This window comes from Paenibacillus sp. TCA20, from assembly GCF_000732325.1.
GTDB lineage: Bacteria > Bacillota > Bacilli > Paenibacillales > Paenibacillaceae > Paenibacillus > Paenibacillus urinalis.
Map to the genome: position 1 here is coordinate 1 of NZ_BBIW01000010.1, position 23,178 is coordinate 23,178.

A 23,178-nucleotide genomic window follows, 5' to 3' on the forward strand; every position below is an offset into this window, starting at 1 on the left:
TTTTTATTTATTAAGATCCCCAGCCGAAAGCAAGAGGCCTAACTAGTGTATCCTCTTTATATACAACTGGTTCCACACATTCTGCAGCGCTTGCAGCGCCTGCAGTTGCGCTAAGAACCCCTAATGTTAGCAATGCTGATAGAAACAACTTTTTCATGCCTAATCGCTCCCTTTATTATGCGGTTAAATGCCTTCTCTTGACGACTGTCTGCGTGATCTTTGAGGGTTTCAAAAAGATGAACACATTCCTCAAAGTCTGCTACGTTCTTCATTTTATCAGCTAATGAGAGTGCGCGCAAGAGGTTTTCTAAACAAAAATGTAACTCATTACATTTTTGTTTGTAAAGGGACAATTGACGGAAATATCTGTACTGATAGGACATATTCACTACACCAAGTGTCTTATCATTTTTCCAGAAATCTTCGGGTATACGATCTAACACATGATCAATATTCATACTGTTCATGTTTGCAGCTTCAAGCATTGTGACCAAGCCAGCTAAGGCTTCTTCAGGATTCTCTAATATATAATCAGCAATTCGATCTAGCGCTTCTTCTTTTCCCATAAGTAGCTCTGCCGCGATCACATTAATCTCAGAAAGTTTTGTCCAGTGGTTTATCCATTTTATATCTTCTGCAGTAGGAGATATAATGGATGACCAATCACTATATTTAAGTGCCCATTCTCTGGCTTTCGGGTAATCGCATTTATACTCATAGACTGTTCCAATGGCCATATAAGCAAAACCATAATAATAAACTAGACTTCTCTCTGCTTGATTAAAATTAACACCAGTCATTTTTGTAATATTATCAATAACATTAGTTTTCTCTATAAGCGATTCAGCTAAAAGTAGGATTTTATCCCAGTCACCGAAAGAAAAAGTATTCTTTAGCTTGCTTATAAGAGAATCCAAATCACTGGCATCAATATTCTTAATCATTTCTAATCTCCCCTCGTCAATTCTCAACAGTAAGAATAAAACTATTTTTCTGAAATGGCAAGATTATTTTTTCACAATATCGGTAAGATTGGTACGAATTAGTACAGAATAATCATTTGGCTCATCAAGTAATACCTGAATGGGAAAATATTCATTTTTAAAAAGAGTCTTTTGATCTATATAATTTACATATCCAAATTGTTCGATTGAGGGTATTAAGACCCGATCTCCTAACTTGGGAAAGTAGACCTCCGGCTTATTATTTTGTTGATCAGCAAAATCAAAAAGATCCATCAACTCAGCTCCTTCAATATAAAAAAAGCCGACTTATTTGGCGGCTTCATCTTAAGATATAATCGAGCGAACCATCCGTTGCTCTTTTATGAATACGGGGTCTACCACTGGACGGAAGAAAACTCCACAAAAGCGACAGACGATTTGACTATTTAGAAATACAATACCATCTTGCGAAACGGCAATATTATCTTCATCGTGATCGCATACTGGACAAGGTATACGAAAACTATGGACTTCCGTCAATTCGTTAATACCCATATCGGGAATCCGTGTTTGCCTGGATGATTTATATGTGGCTAATTTTCCATTACGTAGCCTAATCTCAGGCTTACTCATTGGACGCCCCCTTTAAACTATGTACGCCGGTCTTTACCGCTTACCCGACTGCAGATCACCTGTGAGCCTCGGAAAGTTTTCGTTAGGGATATTAAGCCTTGGCCTTTCGGCATATAGGATTTAAAGATAGTCTTCAGACACCCAAGTACTCGATGCCTGAAGATCCTACCTGAAATTGATAGTAAGCTCTACCCTCGTCCAATCCATTGAGGCTTAATCTGCCCCACAAAATTCTCCATTTAACATACAAGCTGCAGGTCTTTAAGCATTTAAGATGAAAGGTGTTTTCACGATCATGAACTTTACTGTTCAAGCATCCACCCGATCCGATAAACGGAAACTTAAAGCAACCGATTCGAGAATCCTACCCTGCACATTGGCACTTGTTTCACCTGATCCTGTGAGAATTGAACGCTAAGAAGGTTCAAAGCTGATCTACGGTCTTTACTTGTATGTTAAATGCAGAAGCCGGAAACGGGAATCGAACCTCTGATCTCTCGTATGGGTTTATACGATCGCTCTACCGTTAAGCTATTCCGGACACAATCTATGTAGCGCACTGAAAGTCACCAAGGTCTCTGCGTTTCGTGTGACTTACTGCTGTCGCAAAGCAAGGGATGCAAACGGAGCCGAAACACTCCAGCTTATGATGCCGGCAAGCCACGCGTTGCCGGTCATTTAAGCTGCCCGTTTCTAATCCACTGTTTATCCTATCAGATTCGATACAAGACCAGTCTACCCGCCTCAGCGTGGCTTACGGAACCGGACAAGATCATCAGTGCGCCTACATAGCTAAATAAGTGAATCATACTGTAACGCCACCACATCGGAATCGAACCGCATTTCATGATTATCAGTCATGTGCTTTCCCTGATAAGCTATCATGGCAGACTCACATACAGTATGATCATGACAACCCTCATCCACCCCTAGGTTGTCGCGGAGGGCCCACCTGTTGCCTCTCTTCATCGCCTTTTGTTACAGGTTCGGTCCTGGCTGTTGTTTACGTCAGTTTTTGCATACTGCCGTCTGTTTTTTGAATAGTCCATCCAGGATACCGTCCTCAGTGTTCGGCTCTGCAGCGCCTACAAACCTACTAACGAATAACTCCAGACTTCCTACGGCTGAATCAGATAACCTACCCTTTATAATTCTTTGATGAGGGGAAAAAAAGGGTGAATAAAAGACCCTCAATCGACATACGATCCAGCATACTTGCTCATTTAACAGCTTCCCATAAGTTCCGCTGACTGCCAAAGCCAAATAGATCGAATCCGTTTATCTTCGGATGCTCTGCGTAAAGACGCGGATCATATGTCCATTGAGAGCAAGAATGTGGGCAAGGGCCACTCTCCCTTGCACTGACTAGGTTATGCTTGTATTTACAGGCACGCGGTCCTCATCTTACCGCTATTAGCGTCTCTCTTCCGCCACCACATTCTTATATCATGCATCAAATTGCTTTGTTGCAATATTGGATTGTAAAAATGAATTAAAGACTGCATTCTTCGTTTCACGGAGCCAGCGTATATAAGCCACATTGTCTGCGCCATAATAGCCAATCCGATTTATCTGTGGAACCTTTTCTTCAAACTCTTTCCAGAGCTGAATATGCTGTTCTGGAAATTCCGAAGCGAATGCATTTGTTGCAAATATTGAACGCTGAACGTCCAAGTTCATGTGCTTCAAATCCCTTCAAATTCAAATGCCATTTGATTCTCTTCATTATGCCAGATGTGCTGTATGCGGCCCTCTTCTACAACATAAACCTTGTTGTCGAAATCATAAGCCCCGTCAGCTGCCTGAACACTATCACCCGAATTATATCCGGTGAAATTAAAAAAAGGAATCACACTGCCTGCTGGTTTCATTGCATACATATCTTCAACTGTCATTGCTGTCATCGTTATTAGCCCCCTATTTAGTGTGAGCTTGTAACGCATTACATTTTGAATTATAACACGTTACAAGCTAAAATCAAGCGTTATTTTGAGATAAATTGATTAAGCTGCCCCTTCTTGGCTTTCAGTATCCTCAGAGGCCTGCTCAGCGTATCCATCTGCACGATCAGCAAAAGGATCTCCCTCTCCATCGCTATAGTCAGGCATGAAGTTTTCGATTCCTGTGGAACTATCAAGTCTATGCTTCACAGGCACAACGACATTTACATTCCCTTCAAGCGCATTGGTTTCTCTTAAGAGGAAAGGCAGACCTGTCGTAATCTTAATTTCCACATGAGCGGTTCCGCTAATCTTGTTCAAAGACTCAAGCAGATAGCGGCCATTCATTGTGGATGTAGCAAATTCACCTTCGCCTTTAAGTGTTGTCATATCTTCCAACATTGTACCTTCATCACTATCCAATGATTGAATACGCATCTGGTTCTTTTCACCATCAATCATGAGCGTTATTTTAGAAGAACCAGAGTCATCTAAGAAGATGGCTGCTCGCTTGACCGCACCTAAAAACTCGGAATTAGGAACCGTAACACTAGCCTTAGCTCCAGTAGGAATAATTCGATTTGTATCAGGATATGTGCCTTCTAATACTTGAGAATAAAGAACAGTATCGTTCATGTCATATATCACACGAGTATCTTTGACGGTAACTTTGATAGTGTCCGACTTCTTTTCCTTTAGATGCTTCATAACCTCATTGATTGTTATTGCTGGAACACTGACACGCATTGGTTCGCATTCAATAGCTGTCGGGTGATAAACCTGTGCGAATCGATGCCGATCCGTTGCAACGCAGCGAAATCTTTGGTCTTCGATGTCATGCAAGACGCCTTGCAAGACAGGCATGCTCTGCAATTTAGAAGTTGCAAACACTGTGCGGCTGTACATATCCAGAAGGGCGTCAGCAGCGATTTCGAAAGTATTGCCTTTCTTGATCTTAGGCAATGCTGGAAACTCGTCTGAATCTTGGATTCCAATATCCATATTGGCACGACCTGATTTGATCCGGATGTGGCTATCTCGAATAAAGATGGTCGTGTTCTTCCCGCTCATTTTACTGATAATATCCAGAAAACGCTTTGCTGGAAACAAAACGGATCTAGGATCATCTTCAATCACGCAATGCGCCGGATCAATTGTTGTCTCTACAGAATAGCTGTCGTTTTCAGCTCGTAAGATAACTTCATTATTGGTAATAGCAAAGAATATGTTGCGCAATACAAGGTTCGCATGGTTGTGGTTTACAATCGATGCCGCTCGCTTCACTGCTTTTAAGAGCTCAGCCGTTTTAATTGTGATTTTTCTTACTTTATTTGCATCATCGGCCAGCTGCAGGTCAACCTTCTTATCTAATTCAATATCATGTGTAAGTGTCATAGTCATTTTCAAGCCTCCGTTAATTTATTTTCCGTTAAATCCAAAAAGCCCCTGCCGTCGTAAGACGGCCTCTACCCAATGATGTTTGTTAGAATACCGAACGGAGAAACATGTTTAATGGCTCCTGCGGGAATTTTTGCTCCTTCTTGTAGAAGCATTTCTTCAAAAGCAGAAAGCATGCCTTCATTAACACGCTCGCTCATTGCAATTTCGCTACGCATAAAACCAAACAGGGAGAAGTCATCAGACACTGCCGAAAATGGAACAAAACCTTCGTTTTGACCATATGGGAATGTATCAATTAGATTTTGAAGCTGATCTTGAGAAATCACTGCTTGTTTTTCTAGTTTTTGTACTACCAATTCAGGGTTAGACATAATAAAATTCCTCCAATAAGTTAGTTTGTTTATTATACAGGGGCAGTTGCCCAGTCTAAGTCAAATGCAAGTTGCCCTTCAAGAACTTTCTTGCCAGGTGTTGCAGGAACAAGAGAAATCGTTTTGCTTTGCTCAAAGCCCTTAAGCCATTGTGGATGGAAGGCATACCATGGAGCATACCAGTACGTCTGAATCTTGCAGAGCTTCACGGCGATCTGGCTGATATCTTGGGCAATCATTCGAAGAGTATGGTTTGATGCTGGAAGTATAGTAGCTCCGCATCCCACGCAGCCATCGTATACAGTCTGGCGTTTTTCCTCTTCAGGATCTCCACCCATCGTCATTTGTGTCATCATACACGTTATATTGAATGGCGTAGGAAAGTAGCCTAATCCAGACTTATATCCTTTACCAGTTTCTTCTGAGAGCGTGTGAGACAAGTAATCGGTCGGATAATTTTGAACTAAAAATATATCGAACTCTCGATAGTAATGCTCATTCAGTTCAGGTGATATCTTGAGCGTTTGATTTTCCGGTGAAGCCGCCAGCCCCCACATAAGCCAATCTGCAAAGTGATCGATCGTTGATTCGTGATGATCAAGGCATTTGCGCAGCATCTTTTGAGTTTCTTCGACACCTTCTCCACCTCGTTCTTTCCATTCAATTTGAGGGATCGGTCCGCTACCTTTGATCGTTTTCTTCTGCAATATCTCATGCCAGTAGTTCCATCTACCCCAAAGCAAATCATCATAGGAGAATAGGAATGGCAAAAGCCACCCCCTCTTCTCAAATACTTCCGAATGATTACTTGGAAGACCGCTTATCGCCTTGGCATATTCATAAATGCTAGATTGCATTTTCATGAGCTGCTCCGGAAGAAAACGATCAATTTGATATAGGTCCTGGCGCTTCTTGGCTTTTGCCATCCAAGATTCCCCCTATTCAATTGTTCTTTTATAATATATTATCGAAAACAGCAGAAAGCCGAACCGAATAAGTCTCGGTCTTCTATCTATCCTCGGCAGCCAAAATATAGGCTTGGCACATTCAAATGCAACGGCATGTGCTTTATTATTGGCTGTGAACCATATTTCCACAGACCCCTTATTCTTGTTCACCCAAGGCTTAAACCTCTGTCTGATCCATCTTTTTGTCTTGATTTGCATCAGCATTTTTCTTCCTCCTCTTCATTACCGGTATATAAATACTTGCATGAATCCGAGCAGAAGTTTTTATGCTTACGTCTCGTGATTTCATCTTCGCAATGAAGACATTTCTTTAATAAAACTGCTTCCATATTTATGCTGTCTCCACCGTATCTTCATTATGGATGATCTCATAGGATCCATCCGGTTCCCGTTTCCATATCGTTGCATCATCTATTTCAGGATCGAAAGGCTCTTCAGAATAATGCTCACGAAGGTGCTTCATGGCTTCTTCTTTAGTTTCGAATTTCGAAACATGGTCTACAATGCCGCCAGCGAGATAAACATTAATGAAGTCCCCATCATAGATAGGATTAGATACATCGGCGCCTTCCAAAGGAATAGCATACCATTTACCTTTTTCGATATACTCGGATAACTCAGAAAATGAACACTTATACTCCTGCTCATGTTTGAGCTGCCATGGATAAAAACAGTGGGCAGCATAGTTATTATTGTCCTCATCTTGCAGGACAGCGACTATTGTTTTACCGTCTTCCCTCATCGTTCGAAAAGCCTCATAAACAGAACAGCGAACTGCTCCATCTGGAATTTTTACATTTGACATTTAGTAGCAACTCCTTTTTTTGCTAAGCAGCGAAATATTTTAATCGACAGGTAAAACAATAATATTTCTTTATATATTCGTAGTAGTATTCAGACCTGCCGCATTCGACGCAGCGAACGCGGCACATCCAAATATTATTAATTAAATATTTCTTCTCAAGGTAGCTCTGCATTAGATCCATAGTTTAAAAGAAGGCAAAAGCGCCTTGTCCTTCCACGATTCTCTCATTCTTGCGAAGTCCTTTGTTATATTCACGCACGTCCTCAACAACACGGAATATGTCTTCAATGTGGTCCATGTAGCTATTAAGATCATTCTGAGTGATTTTGCCCGAAGCCACATCAATACGCATCTTATTAACCAGACCTTTCTGAATCTCACGCACTTTATCTATACCTAGTGGATTCATTTCATAAGAGTCGTAGCCCTCATAGGAGCTATTCTGCAGCTGCTCATAAGAAGCATTGATTCGTTTCCATCGATCTTCAATGGAATTGATATTATCCAGTCTTCCTTCACTCATAAGCTTCTTAGCCAGTGCATTGATGCCATCGCCAGAGTCTGCCATTGCACGAAGACCCTCTTCAGAGAACTTGCCTTGCAGAGCCATTGCCGCATCAATCTTCTTCGCAATGCTTTCTAGCACATCTGCCTGGATTGTATTGCGATAGACCGACGTACTAACTTCAACTTCCTCAGTCTGTTTAATCCGCCAAGATCGGCGTGAAGCCTGCATATAGTTATAAGCACTGTAATCCATTTGATAGAAATGAATATGAGGGAACATAAGCAGATCAAGACCAACAGCGACCAGACGAGAGTTGGTTACAAGAACATCCCAATCATAGCGTTCCATATTCTTACGCAGCCAGGTTTCCCGATCCTCTTGCTTCGGCATCTTCATTCCATCATAGGTTCCAGATGAACGTAGGATACCAACATTATAGCCATCCTGTTTAAGCCGCTCATACAGCCACGTATCGACTCCATTATCTCCGCCAGTAAAACGTCCATAGACAAGTACTTTACGGCCGCGTTCCTCGATCTGCTCCTCCAGAAGGCTCTGGAGCGCATAATATTTACTTGGAGTGTAATCTTCAGGGAAATTATACGGCTGACATAGCTCCTTAACCTTGTCATGCTCATCAAGATATGTGATCGGCTCGTGTTTGAATGGCATATCTGCATACTGATAGAGCTTTGTGATATACGAGGAAAGATGCTTCATCCCGCCTTGCCCCATCGCATCCATGATGTTTTCTTCCAACTCGTCATACATTCTGCGATGCTCGTCTTCCATCTCGATGAACATTGGAATCTCACGATACGGCGGCAGTGCATAGCCTAGGTCACCCAGCTCGATAAAGGCACAGTTACTCATTAAGAAGCGCGGGAATACAAGTGGCGAAACGCCAGGCAACTGCTTCTTTCTCTTCTTGCCCTTACGATCATCGGTGAACTCTGTCATAGAACGTTCGTATACGCCATAGTTCTCAACGAAGCGGCTTTCATCATCATACGTAATACCTTCCAATTTCAGCTTCTTCGCGTCCAGTCTAGCCAGAAGATAGAAGATATCTCTTGCCATACCACCGAGAAGTGTACCTGTCAGCAAAATCTGCTTATTTGTATGATTGATCAACTGACCGAAGGCATTCGCACGATCCGAGTCTCCACTCTTGTATTCATGAACCTCATCTGCGATCAAGTATTCAAAGAATCCACGACGAAGATGTTTATTCAGATACCATGCAGGAGATACCTTTCTCTCGAGAGAGCGAGCAGGGAGCTTCTTAGCACTCCAAAAAATAAAGCCGCACTCTTGATCAGGAGAATCGCCCTTAAGACGCTGATGCTTAGGAAGAGCATCTTTTGAGACTTTATTGCGACAGCGGTAGTTTTCACGGTTTTGATTCCAAGCCCATTTGTCTTTACCGCGGCGAAGCTGGAAGTAATGCTCATCAGAGTACTTCTCTTTCGTCTTCTTAATCGGCTGTCCGCATTGAGGACAATACATAGCTTCAGGGCCAATAGCAGTTCGTGTTATCGCTGCACCATTTCTAAAGGAATTTTCTTTGGTCATACGAATGCGGATTTTCTTACCCGCTCTCTTTTGTGCAATGACTTCTTCATAGTCATGATTTTTGACATATCCTTTGCGGAAATCCATAACCGGTTCAATCGGATATGTCTGCTTTGCTGCATCAGAACTCATGACATAGTATTCGATCTCTGTCGGGCGATACGGCATATTTCTTAAGCGATGTACATCCCGCCAGTTATTGATTTGATATACTTTCACATCAGGAATACGCTCCTCTATCTCCCGCTTCCATTTTTCGACCATTATTGCTGGCACAAATACGAGTGCACGATAAGGCTTAGGTTTCTCCATGCCTGATCGAATAGCATGAGTAACATAAGGAATTAGGGCGCCCATTGGTGATTTACCAGATCCCATCTCACCGACGACAAATACGTAGTCATCCTCATCGTCTTTGATCGTATTAGCACAGCCCATAACGACATCTGCTTGTGGCGGGAACAATCCGGTAACACCTTTGGTGTTTGCATGAAGATTCGCATGATATAAAGAACGATGATGCTCTTCCTTTGTAGGATCAAAGCGCAATACAGAGTTTTCCTGAATCCGCTGGCCAAGCTCTCCTGCAAAGTTCTCGAGATACACATCCAACGTCGTGCAGTTCTTGAGTACAGATTCTTCTTCAGTTGGACCATCGTCCAGAATAGCGAATGGCATGGAATAAGACCGAATACCTTCTGAAATAATGGCTTCCAGGTTCTCTTCAGTGATTCGAAGCAAAGCAGCTTCAAGATCATAATCCTTACCATAGCTCTTTACTTCAAGGTTAGTCAGGAGACCATGATCATAACAAGCCTGCACGATCTCTTCCTTCCATTCAGGAAGCATTGGCGTATTATATCGATCATTCAGTACTCGATACACTTCTGAGAAGATATCGCCATCCCAAGCTAAGATAAGTTCAGGATGTGGCCCTAGTGGCTGTATGCCTGATTCAACGCGTTGCTTGTTTTCTAAAATGCGCATTTCCTTCTTCTTGATATCATTCTTGGCAGCTTTTGCTACATAAAGAGTGTTAACGATATCATCAATCTTTTGCTCCGATGAGTCATAAAAGTCTTTCTCTGGAACAAAGACGTTCATGATTTCATCCCGGCTTACCCCTTCACCTAATGGAGAGATCGTTCCGCTTTTATGCTCATTCATCTCATAAGCTAAAAGTGTTTGTTTCGGTCCTGCATTCATGGTATTAACCAAATACATATTATTGGCGCTTCTACCTATTCTTTCGAGGACGATCAAATCAATAAAAGTACTGATTCTAGGTCCACGACCTTTATTATGCAGGACGAGTTCAAAGAGTTTGTCCGATACTCTTGTGGCCATGACACAACCTCCTATAATAATTTGTGAAAATCACCGTGCCGATCTAAATATTTGATTCCGATATGGAAGTATTCACGATCTACGGTCTTAATCTCAGTTCCGCGATCCGTTTCTTCCTCTTCAGTAAACTCACTATTCTTTTTGACAACCGATCCTTTAACCAAGTGGCGATCCGCACCAGTGCCGATATATCCGTTTAGCAGTCCACTTGCAAGGGTTAATGATACATGTCCTTTATGCAGCTGCGTGGGTGGTTTTGGTGTGATATTATCCAGGGTTATTCCATGCTGAACAGCATAGTTTTCGACGAGCATAGACTTTCTCATGACTTGTTGAACTTCTTCTGGTGTAATCGGTCCGATCCGGAAGCTGACTACATCTTCTTTCTTTCCTTCAGGAACTTTATATAGAGGTTTCTCTTGTACAGAGATAACCGGAATATCCTTGTAAGGCTTGTATTTCGTCTGCATGATCTCGTAAGGGAGCGTATCTTGCTTCTCTGTTCTTAGGCGTTTCTTAGCGATAATAACGCACTTTCTGTGCTTCTCATATTCGCTATCATCCAGGCGGAAAATTTGAATATCTTCAAAGGCGTTGGCCAACTTAAATGAAATATGTGCATCAATAAATTCCTTCGGAGTAAGCATGATAAGAATGCCGCCAGGCTTTAAATAACGAGCAGCATTCGTTAAAAGGAGCTTATCATCACGCAAGGCAGAAGTACGTTTCTCTTGTTCACGTAATGCCTTACGATATGCAATGTTTCTATCTTCGATTGCTTTCTGAATCCGCTCTTCCATATCTACTTTGCGCTTTTCAACTTCTTCCTCCGTCATTTCAAGCTGATTCAGATCGAGATAATTATCTGCAGTAGATTGAAGCGATTGTTGTTGCTGCCGTATCTCAGCCTCAAAGTCAGGGATTTGAAAAGGATCATAGGACATAAAGATATCTTCAATGAATTGCGGGTGAATATAAGGATCAACAACTGCTAGCGAAAAAGCATCATTACTTATCTTCATCTCTCTCTTGTAATGAGAAAGGGCAACTCTTTCAAAGAAAGTACTGGCTTCCTTCGCCATATACTCACTTGCTTCGGCGCCATATAGGTAGCGTTCACTCGCAAAGTAAGTTAATTCATCTAATGTCTTGCCATTAAAAGCTTTAAAATCAAGGGCAGTAATTGACTTGCCTTCAGGGAACTCAAGAAAACTATGTAAACGCCTTGCCGTATGTCCAGACAAGGCAGCGTTAATTTGTGATGGAAAACTCATAATCAATCTCCTCCTCAAAATGGTATTTCTGAAAGTTTACTATTAGCAGAAGCGATTTCAACCATAGGAATGCCGTATTGCACACTGATCCTGAACTCTTCAATCATTGCATCAATTAGCTCTGCAGGTATACCTTTCTCAAGGTATCCTGATACAGTGCCAACAGTTTTAGAATGATAAACCTGCTTATCTACAAAACGAGAATTTTTATTGTCTGCCTCTTTCACTTCACTGAGAACAACCATAAAAGGGGCAGGCGTATCTAATGACAATAATTCAGGACCTTCTTTTTTAAAGCGTAATGTAATCTTGTACCACTGTGAACTGATTAACAGTCTTCGATGCAATATTGTATAAGCTGCCGATTTTCGATCATCCTCAAACCAATTGCAAGTCAGCAGGTTTGAAATCGTTCTTGCAGAAATGTCCGTAGTTTGAAAAGGGAATTGATTATATAAATAAGCTTTCATAAGCTCCATAGTATGGGCCTCCATTCAGTAACATAAGCTATTATAGCATGTTTTGAGCATAATAAAAGACGTTACAGGCAGAAAAATGTAACGTCTTACATTATGCAATGTTTTACTTCAATTTGCTGCGCATATGTTCACGTAGCTCTTCGAGATCAATATAGCCATCCGGTCGGATATCCATATCGTAAAAAGTGAAATCTAGAACAGCTTCTATCAGCATAGAAGGGGTGATTTTAGCCCCACCACGATATTGAGAATTTTCCGATGAAAAATTTTTAATAAATTTATCAATATCTTTATTATAGATTTGATAACTGCTGGTTGAAGGAACTTCACGATAGAGATCGTCAGGCAGCTCTGGACGCTTAACAAACCGATGCTTGGCAGTGCTTGTCTCTTGCCTAGGAAGACGTGGACGAACTACCCTCTGTTCAGTCTGTCGTGTTGCTGCAACCTGAGATTGGGCAGTTTCAATAATATCCTCTCGAATATTGCTTTCTTCTTGTTCTGGCTCAGGTGTTGGTGGCTGAGCTGCTGCAGTTCCCATTTTCGGTTTTTGCGGCTGAAGCCGGCTCTGCCCACTTGCGTTCGCGGCCGCTCTCATTAAATCTTGTGCACCCATATGTACACCTCCTCAGTCATGATTATAAATAAGCATGAGGCTGAGGTCAATATTTCATATGATATAGGATATACGAATTGTGTCGAATTATGCCGCTGGCATGGCGCTCTTAACGATTTTATGAACAGTTTGCAATTCATCAATGTCCAATTCGGTTAGATAATTAAAGCTGTGGCCTACTGCGCTCGCACATTGGTTAAAGACATTCTGGACATTGATATCCATATTGTACATTTGTTGCAAATAAAACGTGATTTGACTCTCAATATCAATGCGTCTTTTTGCTATATTTTCTGTCTCAATTACTTTTTGCATTTCCTCTTGGCTTGCGCTGCCGCTGTGATAGCCAAGATTATCTAAAGCACGGCCACTAGCCGACTCTTCACAGTTTTCTACCCAAGCATATTGATCCGCTTGGCGACCACCGGCGATAGAAAGAGAATAGCCGATAGAATCTGCACCTAAGAGCAGACCAATACTTGAAGCAACGATCGCTGCGTTATCCGGAGTAACGGACTTACATAGTTCTGTTACTGCAGTAACCGCTTCGGGTGAAAGGATGCGCTTTTCCTTATCCAGCCAGATTAAGGAAATATAGACTACATAATGATTAGCATAGTTAACGCCAGATATTTGCATTGGATAAATGATGGAATTGGGATAATCAATACGTAAGCGTTCTTTTCTTCGTTTAACAGTCTCATATTTAGATGGATCAAAGCTGGAGCGTTTTCCTCCGTTGCCGTTATTGTATGCCACTATATAATTCACTCCTTATTTTCGGGATATAGAATGGCCATAATAGATACCAAGTAATCGTGCATCATTATCCCATAAATAGCACTAGAATCGAACTGAGGGTATTGAGAAATAGCATGCCCTATCGCCTCTTTAAGCTTCTCCTCTTTACGCTCTGCTTTTTCAGCACGCTCTCTTAATTCTTCAACATAGGCGCATATATCACAACGAAGCCGGCCGTGATCTTCGCACACTTCGTCCTTGTCTTTCATAATTCACCGCCCTTAATAGCCGCCATTATTTTCACAAAGCCACTCTTTAAGCGCAATCTGCGCTTTCGCAAAGCAGAGCTGCATATCGCAATCATCCTGAACATGAATTACATTTTGGCCATGCATTTCATGTGCAGGTTTATAGCCAATGGTTATAATCCAGCCCACTATGCTTGAGTGGTAAATATCAAGCGTCCAGGAAAAATTATGACTTATGCTGTTATAAAATAAGAGAAAGTCATTCATACTCCTCCTCCTGGGATACACTTATATCTACATAAATACTGGCATCACATTGGTAGCAATCAAAATTCGCTTCCGAAGCACCCATATCCTCAACAGGTTCCCCGCACCTTGGACAGAAAAGAATAATTCCTCGATCATAATCATCTTTAGTTCCAATTGGCAGAGCAACAAGTTTGTCTAATTGGTGATATGTGGTTTTAAAGACTTCATTAGCAGCAGCGCTTTTGCATTCTTCAAGTGTCATCTCTTTATCAACTGACACCTTTGCTGTAGTGTTATTGCTTTGACCATATACCCTATATAAGAGTTTTTTCTCTTTACTCAATTTTTACGCCTCCCAGTTTCCATAAGACCATCGCCCAATTGATACATTGCAAGGCTTGCAGAACATTTCATATTCAATGATAAGCGCGAAATCTTCGTACATATAATTACGTCCTTCTATATCAGTGTTTTCACAGATGTGACACTTTATCGGGCGACAGTCTTTGTCAATGTAACCTTCTGTAATCATTCGCTCAAGGTAATCACCGATTGTTTCTACTTCTTCATTCATCCTTTACTACCTCCAAATGTTCAAGTGGAACAATATAAGGTGCTTCGTCATGTATTATGGTTGCATATGTGCCATTTCTCTCTATCAAATGATCTACTGTTGCAACATTAGATAGATTGTATTGCCATCCGTGGTATCGCACCTTATCTCCCGGCTTAATGGTGGGTACTGGATCAGGGTTGAGCAATCCTGAATCAATTGCTGCGCAAAGGTCTACGAATGCATCACCAGAATACTCAGATTCCATAAAAGGTTCAGCTTTGTCATTATTTAAAAACCATTCCTTCAGCTTATCTGCTGATATAAGGTGCTCTTGTTTACTCATAGTCTACCTTTCCACCATACTTTCGTTTTTCCTTTGTTTCTTTATTAAAAAAGTCATGTCCGGTATTGGTTAAGTACTCAACTACAACTCGCTGATTTTTAATCATCTGTTGTTCTCCCCTCCCTAATACCGTTTTACAATCTTGAAACTGATTTCTTCTTCCTTAAATTGAGGAGTAACTACACATATCTTCCGACCATCAATGTTTATAAGAATTTCATCTCCGTCTTTTGATTTCCCATCACTAACAAAGTCAGCTAAATACTCGTATATGTCAAAATTCTTCAATGTGTTCTCCCCTCCCAGGGAAAGAGGCTGATGGCCTCAATCCGTCTCAGCGTTCCAACTCATATCTTGCTCCAGTTGCTCAATGAGTTCCTTTACTTCTTCGTTGTTTTCTTCCGCCCATTCATATAATTCATCCAATACTTCGTGTGCCGGCTTTAAATTGTCATAAATAGATATAACAACAGTCAGTCCTTGAGTCTGTTCAATGTTTTGAAGCTGCGTGTGTGCATTATCTGCATTAAGTGCCTTCATTTGTTCAACTAAATGTTTAATCACTTGCCCCTCTTGGCTCATCTGTTATCGCTCCTCTGCATAGTGCTTGGCTAATCTATTTACAAATTCAGAATGCTTTACAAAAACGATGTGTATGGCGAAATAGCCTAATCGTACACCTTTACTGTGCTTGTACCAGTCAAGACCTACTGTCCAATCCCGATCTAATTCTATTAGTATAAACAAGGTTTATATCTCCCCCAGAGGAAAGAGGTAGGCAGCCTCAATCCTTTAAATAATCATCTAGTTGTTTTGTTTGTCCGATGAGTTCGAAGTTTTCCATAACAAATCGTTCAATTTCTTCCCTTGTATAATTCTCATGTTGGTCAATACTTGGCATTGCGTAAAATTCACGCAAGGCAGGGAATTTATCAGGGTATTCAGATTCAACTATCGTCATTATAGTTGGAAAGTGATTTGTCCATGTGCAGTCATAAAACTTATTAGCCTGCTTATCGTAAACACCTAAACCGGTTGAACCATATCCTCTTTTTTTAAAATTAATTTCTAAATTCTTATAATCTTCTCTTTGGAAAATTACATCGAATATTAAGCGCGCATCTTTTTTCCAATTCTCTAATGTGATGACCTCTAAACCTTCGTTCTCCATAAATTTTGCAATATGACTTCCAAAGTTTGGTCATCCATTTTGTTCAAAAAATCATAGCAGGCAAATTGCTTAGCCTTATAGAATTTCCCTTGTATGTTGTTCTCCACATGCCTTTCGAGAGCAATCCTTACAAGCGTAAGGGGATCATATGTGAGATGTAATGTTTCCATATAAACTCCTTTTTCTTAAGTATTCTTATTTTTTTCAGGTAATCCAAGAGCTTTACGCCCTTGATCAGTCACTGAGAAATAAGCATCTTCATCATCCCAGCCTGGGCGCTTACTGGCATAGCCTTTATGGACAAGATCGTTCCAATCTGCGTTGTTCGCACGAGTAAAATAATGATTTCGTGTTTCATGCTCATGATAATTTAACCCAAGAGCATGTCTCATTTGATCACGTTGAGTTTTTGTTAGCTCCATATTTAAGGTCCATCTCCTTGCTCATGTATTTTAACCAACAAGAGTGGCAAAACTTTTCTCCTAATTCGAGCAATGCTTCAGGAAAAGGATAAATATTGTCCTTAGTCCTGATATCGCTTGTTACGAATTTACAAGCATCACATTCTGAATGGATGATTTTAGTTGCAGTGAAGCTCGGGTGAAACTCTACATGCAACATAAACTCTTCTTCACAATGCTGGCAACACCATTCGGTTGTATTATCTGACGATAACCACCCATCGGAAAGAGCATCACGCACATCGTTTTTCCCGCCACAATACGGGCAATTTACTTTATCGTACAATGCAAAAACTCCTTTATTCAAACGAAGGGTTGGTAAACTCTGTTTTATACTCATCTATAATGAGCTTTGATCCATTAGTAAACATTTTGAAAATTGTTTCTTCAAGACCGTGAAGGCCACCCAGAATAACACTGTTGTCGAAACAGTTCTCGCCAATCATAGCGCCAGATACAATATTATCATCTAGGGTTATTCTATACTTACATTCATATTTAGATTTATCTTCTACCGGGTCCAAATAAACCCAAGTAAGACCTCCGGCGGTCTGATGTACATGAACTGATATCTCAGTGACTTCATCATACTCAAGCTCTCCAAGCTCCATTTCAAATTCAACCATTTCTTGGATCAATTCAGATAGCTTGTACTCATTTTTGCCGGTTCCAAGCATATCTTCAAGCTGCTCTTTTATTTTAGTAGAACCAACATCATGAATAGAACGATCGATTTCCTGTTTGATAATATTAAGAATGACATGGTTATATGATGGAATGTCGAGCGACTTAAGATTAACATTGAGTAATTCTTCTACTTGTTTTTCTAATTCCTTGCCGAAAGTACTATAGGAGCGAAGAGAGCTTTCGATAATTGACTTTATCGTACTCTTAAGCTGCTCCTTGATAATTGTTTCAACATATCCTTCTTCCTGCAGCTTTAGTAGCTCTTGATTAACCAATACATTTAAGTCCATGTGTATTGCACCTCATTTATTATATTATGAAAAAGTAATGTGTTACAAAGGTATTTTGGTATCAGGTTTAGACATATCTTGATCCGGAAGAATTTCAGCATTCAAAAGCCATTTACGGAAGTAGCCAATATGCTCACCATGTAGCTGTTTGGAAGATGGCCTTTTATAAAAGACCATAATCCCTTCCATCCCAAGATATATGCGCTTTCTTTTACCTTTTTGCAGTACGGTTCCTGGCTTCATTACGTGAAGCTGAGCTAATGTTACGGCCATGACGTCCCCTCCTTTTATTTATCTTTTCGGCATTCTCATGCATCTTTCTTAGCTCTTCTCTCATTGAAAGTACGCATTCTCTTGTACGAAAGCCATCATCAATTCTTCCATCTTCGTGTGAAATGCTGGCCAGCATTTCAGCTTTTCGAAGAACCTGCTCATGATGTTTTAAAAATGGGATTCCAGTTCTCTGATCAATGGAAACCTCATAATAGTCAGCCTCGCGCGACACAAAATCAACCGTATCTGGCTCTTTATGTGGATCCTTGCTATTCGCAGCCCCACAGTACATACACACATCAGGAAGATTATTTCTCATATCCATCAAAGCCCAGAATGTATTATTGCACTCTTTGCAATGCATTAGATATCTTTCGATCTTGATGCTCATCTGACCATAAACACACCTTTCTCCTGATAGTGCGAAACATGTGCCTGGATAGATTCATAGTTGATTCCAAACAATTCGGATGCTTGGCGAACATAAATATCCTTTTCAACAGGATCTTCGATGCTGCTGAGTACTTCAATTACTTTCCGCATGCGCTCATTTTGTAAGCCGCTTATTCTTGACTGATGATATACAATCTCGTCATGTGTTTCTTGATAAATTCGTTTTAGTCGATATTGGTTAACGGGTATGGTGTATCTCTCGATAAAGCGAACAAATGAGTCATCAACCATATTAAAATTATCACAAACAGTGCAAGGATCAAGTCCTGGAGAGAGTGCAAGAACAAGTGGTTCAATACCATTTTCTTTTAAGATTTTAGAATCACGCTGTATGGCAGCTTCACCTGCAGGATCACCATCACGCATGATTATCGCACTCTTTGCTCCTGCCCGTTTTAATAACTTGACCTGATTTAATGTGAGCGCTACGCCCATTGTAGCAACGGCATGCTGCGCCCCGTATTTATGAAGCTTAATTATATCAGTCCAACCTTCAACAATAATAGCAACACCAAATCTGCGTATAAAATCTTTAGCAATGTGAATACCATATAGATGATCGCCTTTTACAAACTCAGGATAAGGGTGATTAGCATAGTTTGGATCGTCTTTCTTAAGGCCGATTCGATCTAAGTATTTAACAATAGTCGGTTTGTTATCCGACTTAAGCTGATCATTTTTTGCTTTGAAAACATTATCAGGAAGCAATACTCGACCCGTAAAACTGACCAAATTGCCCCAATAATCATAAAGTGAAAAGACAATGCGATCTTTGGTATTTCGAAAATCATAAACTTGATCATCGCCTAATCCTAAATTCCAAAGTTTGATATCATTAATATCGAAACCCCGATTGTATAGATAATTAAGTCCTTCAGTGCTCTCTAGCAAGCGGTCATGAAACCGCCTGCCAGATTCTTCACAATATTGCACCCACTGAGATCTGATATTCTCTCTTTTAGCTTCTTCGGGATTCATCGGCGGCAATGGAATATTTAGAAAACTGGAGAGCCATTCGATCGCACCGCCCATATTCACATTTAAGATGCCTTTTAAAAAGCCATAAACATCGGATGCTTGTACCGTACTATGGTTTTTCGATCCAGCTCCGCAAGCATGACAATAAAACGTCTGAGTATCTGGACGAATTTGCATCGAAGGTGAATGATCGTTGTGAAATGGGCATATCCCAAATACATTACTTCCCATAGGAGTAAGTGTTGCGAACTGACTGATGACTTGGACAATATCAGCTTTCTCTTTCAATTCTGACTTAAAATTATCTGGGTAAAATGCAGACACCAGGTGCACCTCCTTATTTAATTTTCAAAAAGCCCCTGCCGGCGTAAGGCGGCCTGTTACTCCTTGCGGACAGCAAGTAAGAACAGCTCTTTAACTTTTTCGCCAATGTCTTTACGTAGTTCTGTTTTCTGTAAAAACATAGTATGGGCTGGTTGCTCAACAAAATTATCAACAGTAAAAAGTAAACTTTGATATATGTTTTTTGCTTTTTGCTCTACATCATTATTTTTAGTTTTCTTCGAACTCATTTCATTAATTGTTTCGTTCATGGTAGTGATTTGATCTTGTAAATTTTTAATTTGTTCGAGATTTTGATTTCTCTCTTCGATCAAAGCTTGAATAAATTTTTTCTCTTCGATGGTAGATAATTGATCAGTTAAATCTTTAAAAAACATTTGTATTTGAGTTAAGCTTTCAACAGCAACAGATAAAATTTCTCGATCATCTTTCTCCAACATTGTTTGAGCAGATGATGATCTTGATTTAGCCTGAAACTCTCTAATTTGATCATCTAATGATTTCTCTCTCTCGACTATAGAACGTGTAAAAGAATCATCTTCATTATGATTATTACTATCGTCTTCGTCTTTAATTTTATCTAAATAATCATCTTGTGAAGGAATGTTTTGTTTTAAAATTTCCTCATTTTTTAAATCAGGAGTCTCATTTATCTGCTCATTATTTTCAAAATTCGAAGTTTCTTTAATAATTGTATTTTCATCTATATGTTCATTATTTTTAGTTTCATTCTCTGCTGAGATTATGGATTTTGGTAAATTAAGATGATTCATACTGTCTTTAATTTTTTGCATAAAGTTTTCATCATTTATTGCAGGATATACCAATTTAGACTTAGGTTCTTCTTTTTGACTCATTAAACTAGAAGACAGACGATATATTTTTTTCTTATGTGGTCCTGTTCGTCCAGTATCAACTAATTTCCCTTCATCCGAAAGCACACGTAAATGATGTGTGATTGAAGCGGTTGAGACTTCAAATTCCTGACTAAGAACGGTTGGAGATACATGAATATCTCCAACATCATCAGCCATGGTTTTTAAATGTTCGAGTAGGGTCTTCCTATCCACCTTTTTTTGTGGTGCAGCACTCATACTTAGGCCTTCCTTCCCATATCTTCGTTATTTTTACTCCCCCACTCGATTATAAACCATTAGATTAAAATTATGCTAATTATTTGGTTTTAGCTCGTGCCTCATCACTAGCTCTTCAGGAAGTTCATCTAAAAATCGGGAAGGATCCTGAGAGGTTTTGCCCCCACGATAGTTTGTACGTTCTCGAGTAGATGTCAACATGATCTGATTTTCAGCTCTTGTAACGAGAACATATGCCAGGCGTCTTTCTTCCTCCAAGTCTTCTGGAGAATAGCTGCGGAATGATGGGAAAATGCCTTCATTCATTCCAACGCCAAAGACAACTGGAAACTCCAAACCTTTACTTCCGTGAATAGACATCATGCGCACGGCGTTTTCCTTTTCTTTATTGTCGAAATCCATGAGCAGGGATATTTCTTGCATAAAATCGGTGAGTGATTTATCTGGATTTTCATCCTTATAGCGCTCGACTAATCGAAGGAACTCATTAATATTATCAACTTTCTCCTCTGCCTCTTTATTATTTTTCGAAGTCCACATCGCCATGTAACCGCTCTGCTCAAGAACATAATGAACATATCTTCTGATATCCATGTGCTTCATTGAATCAAAATGATCCAACATGCCAAGAAAGTCTCTGACTTTGCCTCTAGGGCCTTTCTTGATTACAGAAATATCATCGACATTTTTTATTGCTCGAGAAACGCTGACTTTATGTTCATTTGCATAGTCAACGATATGATTGATCGTCGTGTCACCAATGCCGCGAGAAGGCTTATTCATAATTCGAATTAGAGCACCATCGTCTTTACGGTTGACGATCGATTTCAAATAAGCAACGATATCTTTGATTTCTTCTCGTTGGAAGAAGCCGGTGCCTCCCACGACTTTATAAGGAATCATATTGTGCATGAACATTTGTTCAAACGGTGCAGACTGATCATTAGTTCTGTAAAGAATCGCAAAATCACCATATGAATGAGTGCCAGCTTTAACCATCTTCTGAATTTGAAAGGAAACGAAAGCTGCTTCAGCATGCTCATTCTGTGTTTTCATAATAAGGATAGGATGTACATTGAGTTCCGGATTGTTTGGCCACAAGCTCCAATCTCATGTGGCTATTCTGTTTCATCAGTTCATTGCCGGCACGAACAATAACATGGTTCGAGCGATAGTTTGTAGAAAGCCTTACGGTCGTACAAGGGAAATACTGAGATTCAAACGATAGAATCAGATTTACAGCAGCTCCTCTAAATTTGTAGATCGACTGCTGCGGATCTCCAACAACAAATAAATTATTATGTGGAAATGCCAGCAAGCGAAGCAAATGATATTGTGCATGGTTTGCATCTTGATACTCATCGGAAAGAACAAATTTAAAACGATTTTGCCAGTAGTTGCAAGCATCCGGAAATTCCTCAAGAAGCTTTACAACGTTCATAATCAAGTCACCAAAATCCATCGCATTCATCTCTTTAGCAAGGAGCTGGAAGTCCTGATAAACAAGAGCACACATTTGGTCATTTGCGCTTTCAGCTTGTTCATGAAGGCAATACTCAGGAGTAAACAAGTTATTCTTAGCTTGGTCAATATAATGTAAGGCCAAACCTGGTTTTGTATTTTCATCAACGTTTAGTTTCTTATAAATACGCTTGATCAGATCAAGAGAGTCACCGGTATCCATAATCGTAAAGTTGCTTTCATATCCAAGTAGATGACCATGCTTACGCAGGATACGAACACAAAGTGAATGGAAGGTTCCCATCCATAGGTCACGTACTGCTTCCTCACCAACAGCTTTTGCAATACGCTCTTTCATTTCTTTGGCAGCCTTATTCGTAAACGTGGCTACAAAGATGCTGGACGCCTTTTCACCATGCGCCAGTATATTAGCGATCCGATTTGTCAGTGTCTTTGTTTTGCCGCTGCCAGCCCCTGCAAGAACCAATACCGGTCCATAGATAGCTTCAGCTGCCATGCGCTGCTCGGGATTTAACTCATCCAGTAACTCTTTAACCTTATCCATTGATATAACATTGTTGATTACTCTCTCCTCAGTAGCCATTCATGTCCCTCCTAAAATAAATCATAAAGCTTCCTTTATGTAGAAAAGCCGCGGTTAGGCGGCTTTTATGTTCATATTCATCATCTGTTAAGGAGCAACCGGCTCTGTCGGCTCGGCAGCTTCTTCTTGCATTGCTTCTTTAAATCGTTTACGGAACGCATTTGCATGCTGATCAGTAATTTCAAGGTTACGTTTATAATCGGTGCCGCCGCCAGCAAGAGTACCTACGTAACTCTTCTCTGCGCCAACATAGCGTTTAAGAACATCCTCGAAAACTGCTTCCATTTTTTCGATGTTCGCCATTCGTTTCACATCCTTTATCCCAAAATGTAATGCATTACTATTTTAGCATAAAGGGTGCTAGGG

31 protein-coding genes and 1 tRNA gene are annotated in these 23,178 nt (G+C 40.4%); all 32 read right to left on the bottom strand.

The window, feature by feature from the left end:
- Positions 1–110: 110 nt before the first annotated feature.
- Positions 111–944 (bottom strand): hypothetical protein, encoded by an 834-nt coding sequence (locus TCA2_RS17825; RefSeq protein ID WP_047912974.1) that lies wholly within the window; start codon positions 942–944, stop codon positions 111–113.
- A gap of 63 nt (positions 945–1,007) precedes the next feature.
- The gene (locus TCA2_RS17830; RefSeq protein WP_047912975.1) at positions 1,008–1,238 is read right to left on the bottom strand and encodes a hypothetical protein; all 231 of its coding nucleotides are present in this window, start codon (positions 1,236–1,238) and stop codon (positions 1,008–1,010) included.
- A gap of 51 nt (positions 1,239–1,289) precedes the next feature.
- Positions 1,290–1,577 carry a hypothetical protein gene (locus TCA2_RS17835; protein ID WP_047912976.1) on the bottom strand — a complete coding sequence of 96 codons (288 nt, stop codon included), beginning with the start codon at positions 1,575–1,577 and terminating at the stop codon, positions 1,290–1,292.
- Between the two features lie 816 nt (positions 1,578–2,393).
- Positions 2,394–2,465 (bottom strand) — tRNA-Ile (locus TCA2_RS17840).
- 558 nt (positions 2,466–3,023) lie between these two features.
- Entirely contained in the window at positions 3,024–3,257 is a 234-nt protein-coding gene (locus tag TCA2_RS17845) for a hypothetical protein (RefSeq protein WP_047912977.1), read from the bottom strand.
- A 5-nt stretch (positions 3,258–3,262) separates the two neighbouring features.
- Complete coding sequence (locus TCA2_RS17850) at positions 3,263–3,481, bottom strand: hypothetical protein (protein WP_047912978.1); 219 nt, start codon at positions 3,479–3,481, stop codon at positions 3,263–3,265.
- A 99-nt stretch (positions 3,482–3,580) separates the two neighbouring features.
- A complete protein-coding gene (gene dnaN / locus TCA2_RS17855; RefSeq protein WP_047912979.1) occupies positions 3,581–4,918 on the bottom strand; it encodes a DNA polymerase III subunit beta in 1,338 nt (445 codons plus the stop codon).
- A gap of 65 nt (positions 4,919–4,983) precedes the next feature.
- Positions 4,984–5,289, bottom strand: a complete 306-nt coding sequence (locus TCA2_RS17860) for a hypothetical protein (protein ID WP_047912980.1) — start codon at positions 5,287–5,289, stop codon at positions 4,984–4,986.
- Positions 5,290–5,321: 32 nt separating this feature from the next.
- A complete protein-coding gene (locus TCA2_RS17865; protein ID WP_047912981.1) occupies positions 5,322–6,215 on the bottom strand; it encodes a hypothetical protein in 894 nt (297 codons plus the stop codon).
- A 373-nt stretch (positions 6,216–6,588) separates the two neighbouring features.
- On the bottom strand, positions 6,589–7,062 hold the full coding sequence (locus TCA2_RS17875; protein ID WP_047912983.1) for a hypothetical protein: 474 nt from the start codon (positions 7,060–7,062) through the stop codon (positions 6,589–6,591).
- A gap of 184 nt (positions 7,063–7,246) precedes the next feature.
- Positions 7,247–10,492 (bottom strand): DEAD/DEAH box helicase, encoded by a 3,246-nt coding sequence (locus TCA2_RS17880; RefSeq protein WP_047912984.1) that lies wholly within the window; start codon positions 10,490–10,492, stop codon positions 7,247–7,249.
- Between the two features lie 11 nt (positions 10,493–10,503).
- Complete coding sequence (locus TCA2_RS17885; RefSeq protein ID WP_047912985.1) at positions 10,504–11,766, bottom strand: DUF6094 domain-containing protein; 1,263 nt, start codon at positions 11,764–11,766, stop codon at positions 10,504–10,506.
- 14 nt (positions 11,767–11,780) lie between these two features.
- The gene (locus TCA2_RS17890) at positions 11,781–12,245 is read right to left on the bottom strand and encodes a hypothetical protein (protein WP_047912986.1); all 465 of its coding nucleotides are present in this window, start codon (positions 12,243–12,245) and stop codon (positions 11,781–11,783) included.
- Between the two features lie 103 nt (positions 12,246–12,348).
- The gene (locus TCA2_RS26270) at positions 12,349–12,861 is read right to left on the bottom strand and encodes a hypothetical protein (protein ID WP_052512156.1); all 513 of its coding nucleotides are present in this window, start codon (positions 12,859–12,861) and stop codon (positions 12,349–12,351) included.
- Between the two features lie 87 nt (positions 12,862–12,948).
- Positions 12,949–13,620 (bottom strand): hypothetical protein, encoded by a 672-nt coding sequence (locus TCA2_RS17900; protein WP_047912987.1) that lies wholly within the window; start codon positions 13,618–13,620, stop codon positions 12,949–12,951.
- An 8-nt stretch (positions 13,621–13,628) separates the two neighbouring features.
- Positions 13,629–13,871, bottom strand: a complete 243-nt coding sequence (locus tag TCA2_RS17905) for a hypothetical protein (RefSeq protein ID WP_047912988.1) — start codon at positions 13,869–13,871, stop codon at positions 13,629–13,631.
- A 12-nt stretch (positions 13,872–13,883) separates the two neighbouring features.
- Positions 13,884–14,117, bottom strand: a complete 234-nt coding sequence (locus tag TCA2_RS17910; protein WP_047912989.1) for a hypothetical protein — start codon at positions 14,115–14,117, stop codon at positions 13,884–13,886.
- On the bottom strand, positions 14,110–14,442 hold the full coding sequence (locus tag TCA2_RS17915; protein WP_047912990.1) for a hypothetical protein: 333 nt from the start codon (positions 14,440–14,442) through the stop codon (positions 14,110–14,112). The genes TCA2_RS17910 and TCA2_RS17915 overlap by 8 nt, the downstream gene beginning before the upstream one ends.
- Positions 14,443–14,445: 3 nt before the next feature.
- Positions 14,446–14,673 carry a hypothetical protein gene (locus tag TCA2_RS17920; protein ID WP_047912991.1) on the bottom strand — a complete coding sequence of 76 codons (228 nt, stop codon included), beginning with the start codon at positions 14,671–14,673 and terminating at the stop codon, positions 14,446–14,448.
- On the bottom strand, positions 14,666–14,998 hold the full coding sequence (locus tag TCA2_RS17925; protein ID WP_047912992.1) for a hypothetical protein: 333 nt from the start codon (positions 14,996–14,998) through the stop codon (positions 14,666–14,668). The genes TCA2_RS17920 and TCA2_RS17925 overlap by 8 nt, the downstream gene beginning before the upstream one ends.
- Positions 14,999–15,322: 324 nt before the next feature.
- The gene (locus TCA2_RS17930; protein WP_047912993.1) at positions 15,323–15,580 is read right to left on the bottom strand and encodes a hypothetical protein; all 258 of its coding nucleotides are present in this window, start codon (positions 15,578–15,580) and stop codon (positions 15,323–15,325) included.
- Positions 15,581–15,583: 3 nt separating this feature from the next.
- On the bottom strand, positions 15,584–15,745 hold the full coding sequence (locus TCA2_RS27270; protein WP_193746082.1) for a hypothetical protein: 162 nt from the start codon (positions 15,743–15,745) through the stop codon (positions 15,584–15,586).
- Positions 15,746–15,782: 37 nt separating this feature from the next.
- Positions 15,783–16,169 carry a hypothetical protein gene (locus TCA2_RS17935; RefSeq protein WP_047912994.1) on the bottom strand — a complete coding sequence of 129 codons (387 nt, stop codon included), beginning with the start codon at positions 16,167–16,169 and terminating at the stop codon, positions 15,783–15,785.
- Between the two features lie 185 nt (positions 16,170–16,354).
- Complete coding sequence (locus TCA2_RS17945; RefSeq protein ID WP_047912996.1) at positions 16,355–16,591, bottom strand: hypothetical protein; 237 nt, start codon at positions 16,589–16,591, stop codon at positions 16,355–16,357.
- Positions 16,566–16,916, bottom strand: coding sequence for a hypothetical protein (locus TCA2_RS17950; protein WP_047912997.1), 351 nt, complete (start codon positions 16,914–16,916; stop codon positions 16,566–16,568). The genes TCA2_RS17945 and TCA2_RS17950 overlap by 26 nt, the downstream gene beginning before the upstream one ends.
- A gap of 13 nt (positions 16,917–16,929) precedes the next feature.
- The gene (locus tag TCA2_RS17955) at positions 16,930–17,607 is read right to left on the bottom strand and encodes a hypothetical protein (protein ID WP_047912998.1); all 678 of its coding nucleotides are present in this window, start codon (positions 17,605–17,607) and stop codon (positions 16,930–16,932) included.
- Between the two features lie 42 nt (positions 17,608–17,649).
- Positions 17,650–17,880 carry a hypothetical protein gene (locus TCA2_RS17960; RefSeq protein WP_152557786.1) on the bottom strand — a complete coding sequence of 77 codons (231 nt, stop codon included), beginning with the start codon at positions 17,878–17,880 and terminating at the stop codon, positions 17,650–17,652.
- 387 nt (positions 17,881–18,267) lie between these two features.
- The gene (locus TCA2_RS17970; protein ID WP_047913001.1) at positions 18,268–19,635 is read right to left on the bottom strand and encodes a CHC2 zinc finger domain-containing protein; all 1,368 of its coding nucleotides are present in this window, start codon (positions 19,633–19,635) and stop codon (positions 18,268–18,270) included.
- 56 nt (positions 19,636–19,691) lie between these two features.
- A complete protein-coding gene (locus tag TCA2_RS17975) occupies positions 19,692–20,747 on the bottom strand; it encodes a hypothetical protein (protein ID WP_047913002.1) in 1,056 nt (351 codons plus the stop codon).
- 75 nt (positions 20,748–20,822) lie between these two features.
- Positions 20,823–21,848: an ATP-dependent helicase gene (locus tag TCA2_RS26275; RefSeq protein WP_052512158.1), complete on the bottom strand. Its 1,026-nt coding sequence runs from the start codon at positions 21,846–21,848 to the stop codon at positions 20,823–20,825.
- Positions 21,787–22,812: an ATP-dependent helicase gene (locus tag TCA2_RS26280; protein WP_052512160.1), complete on the bottom strand. Its 1,026-nt coding sequence runs from the start codon at positions 22,810–22,812 to the stop codon at positions 21,787–21,789. The genes TCA2_RS26275 and TCA2_RS26280 overlap by 62 nt, the downstream gene beginning before the upstream one ends.
- Before the next feature lie 87 nt (positions 22,813–22,899).
- Positions 22,900–23,115, bottom strand: a complete 216-nt coding sequence (locus TCA2_RS17985) for a hypothetical protein (protein ID WP_047913003.1) — start codon at positions 23,113–23,115, stop codon at positions 22,900–22,902.
- Between the last annotated feature and the right edge of the window lie 63 nt (positions 23,116–23,178).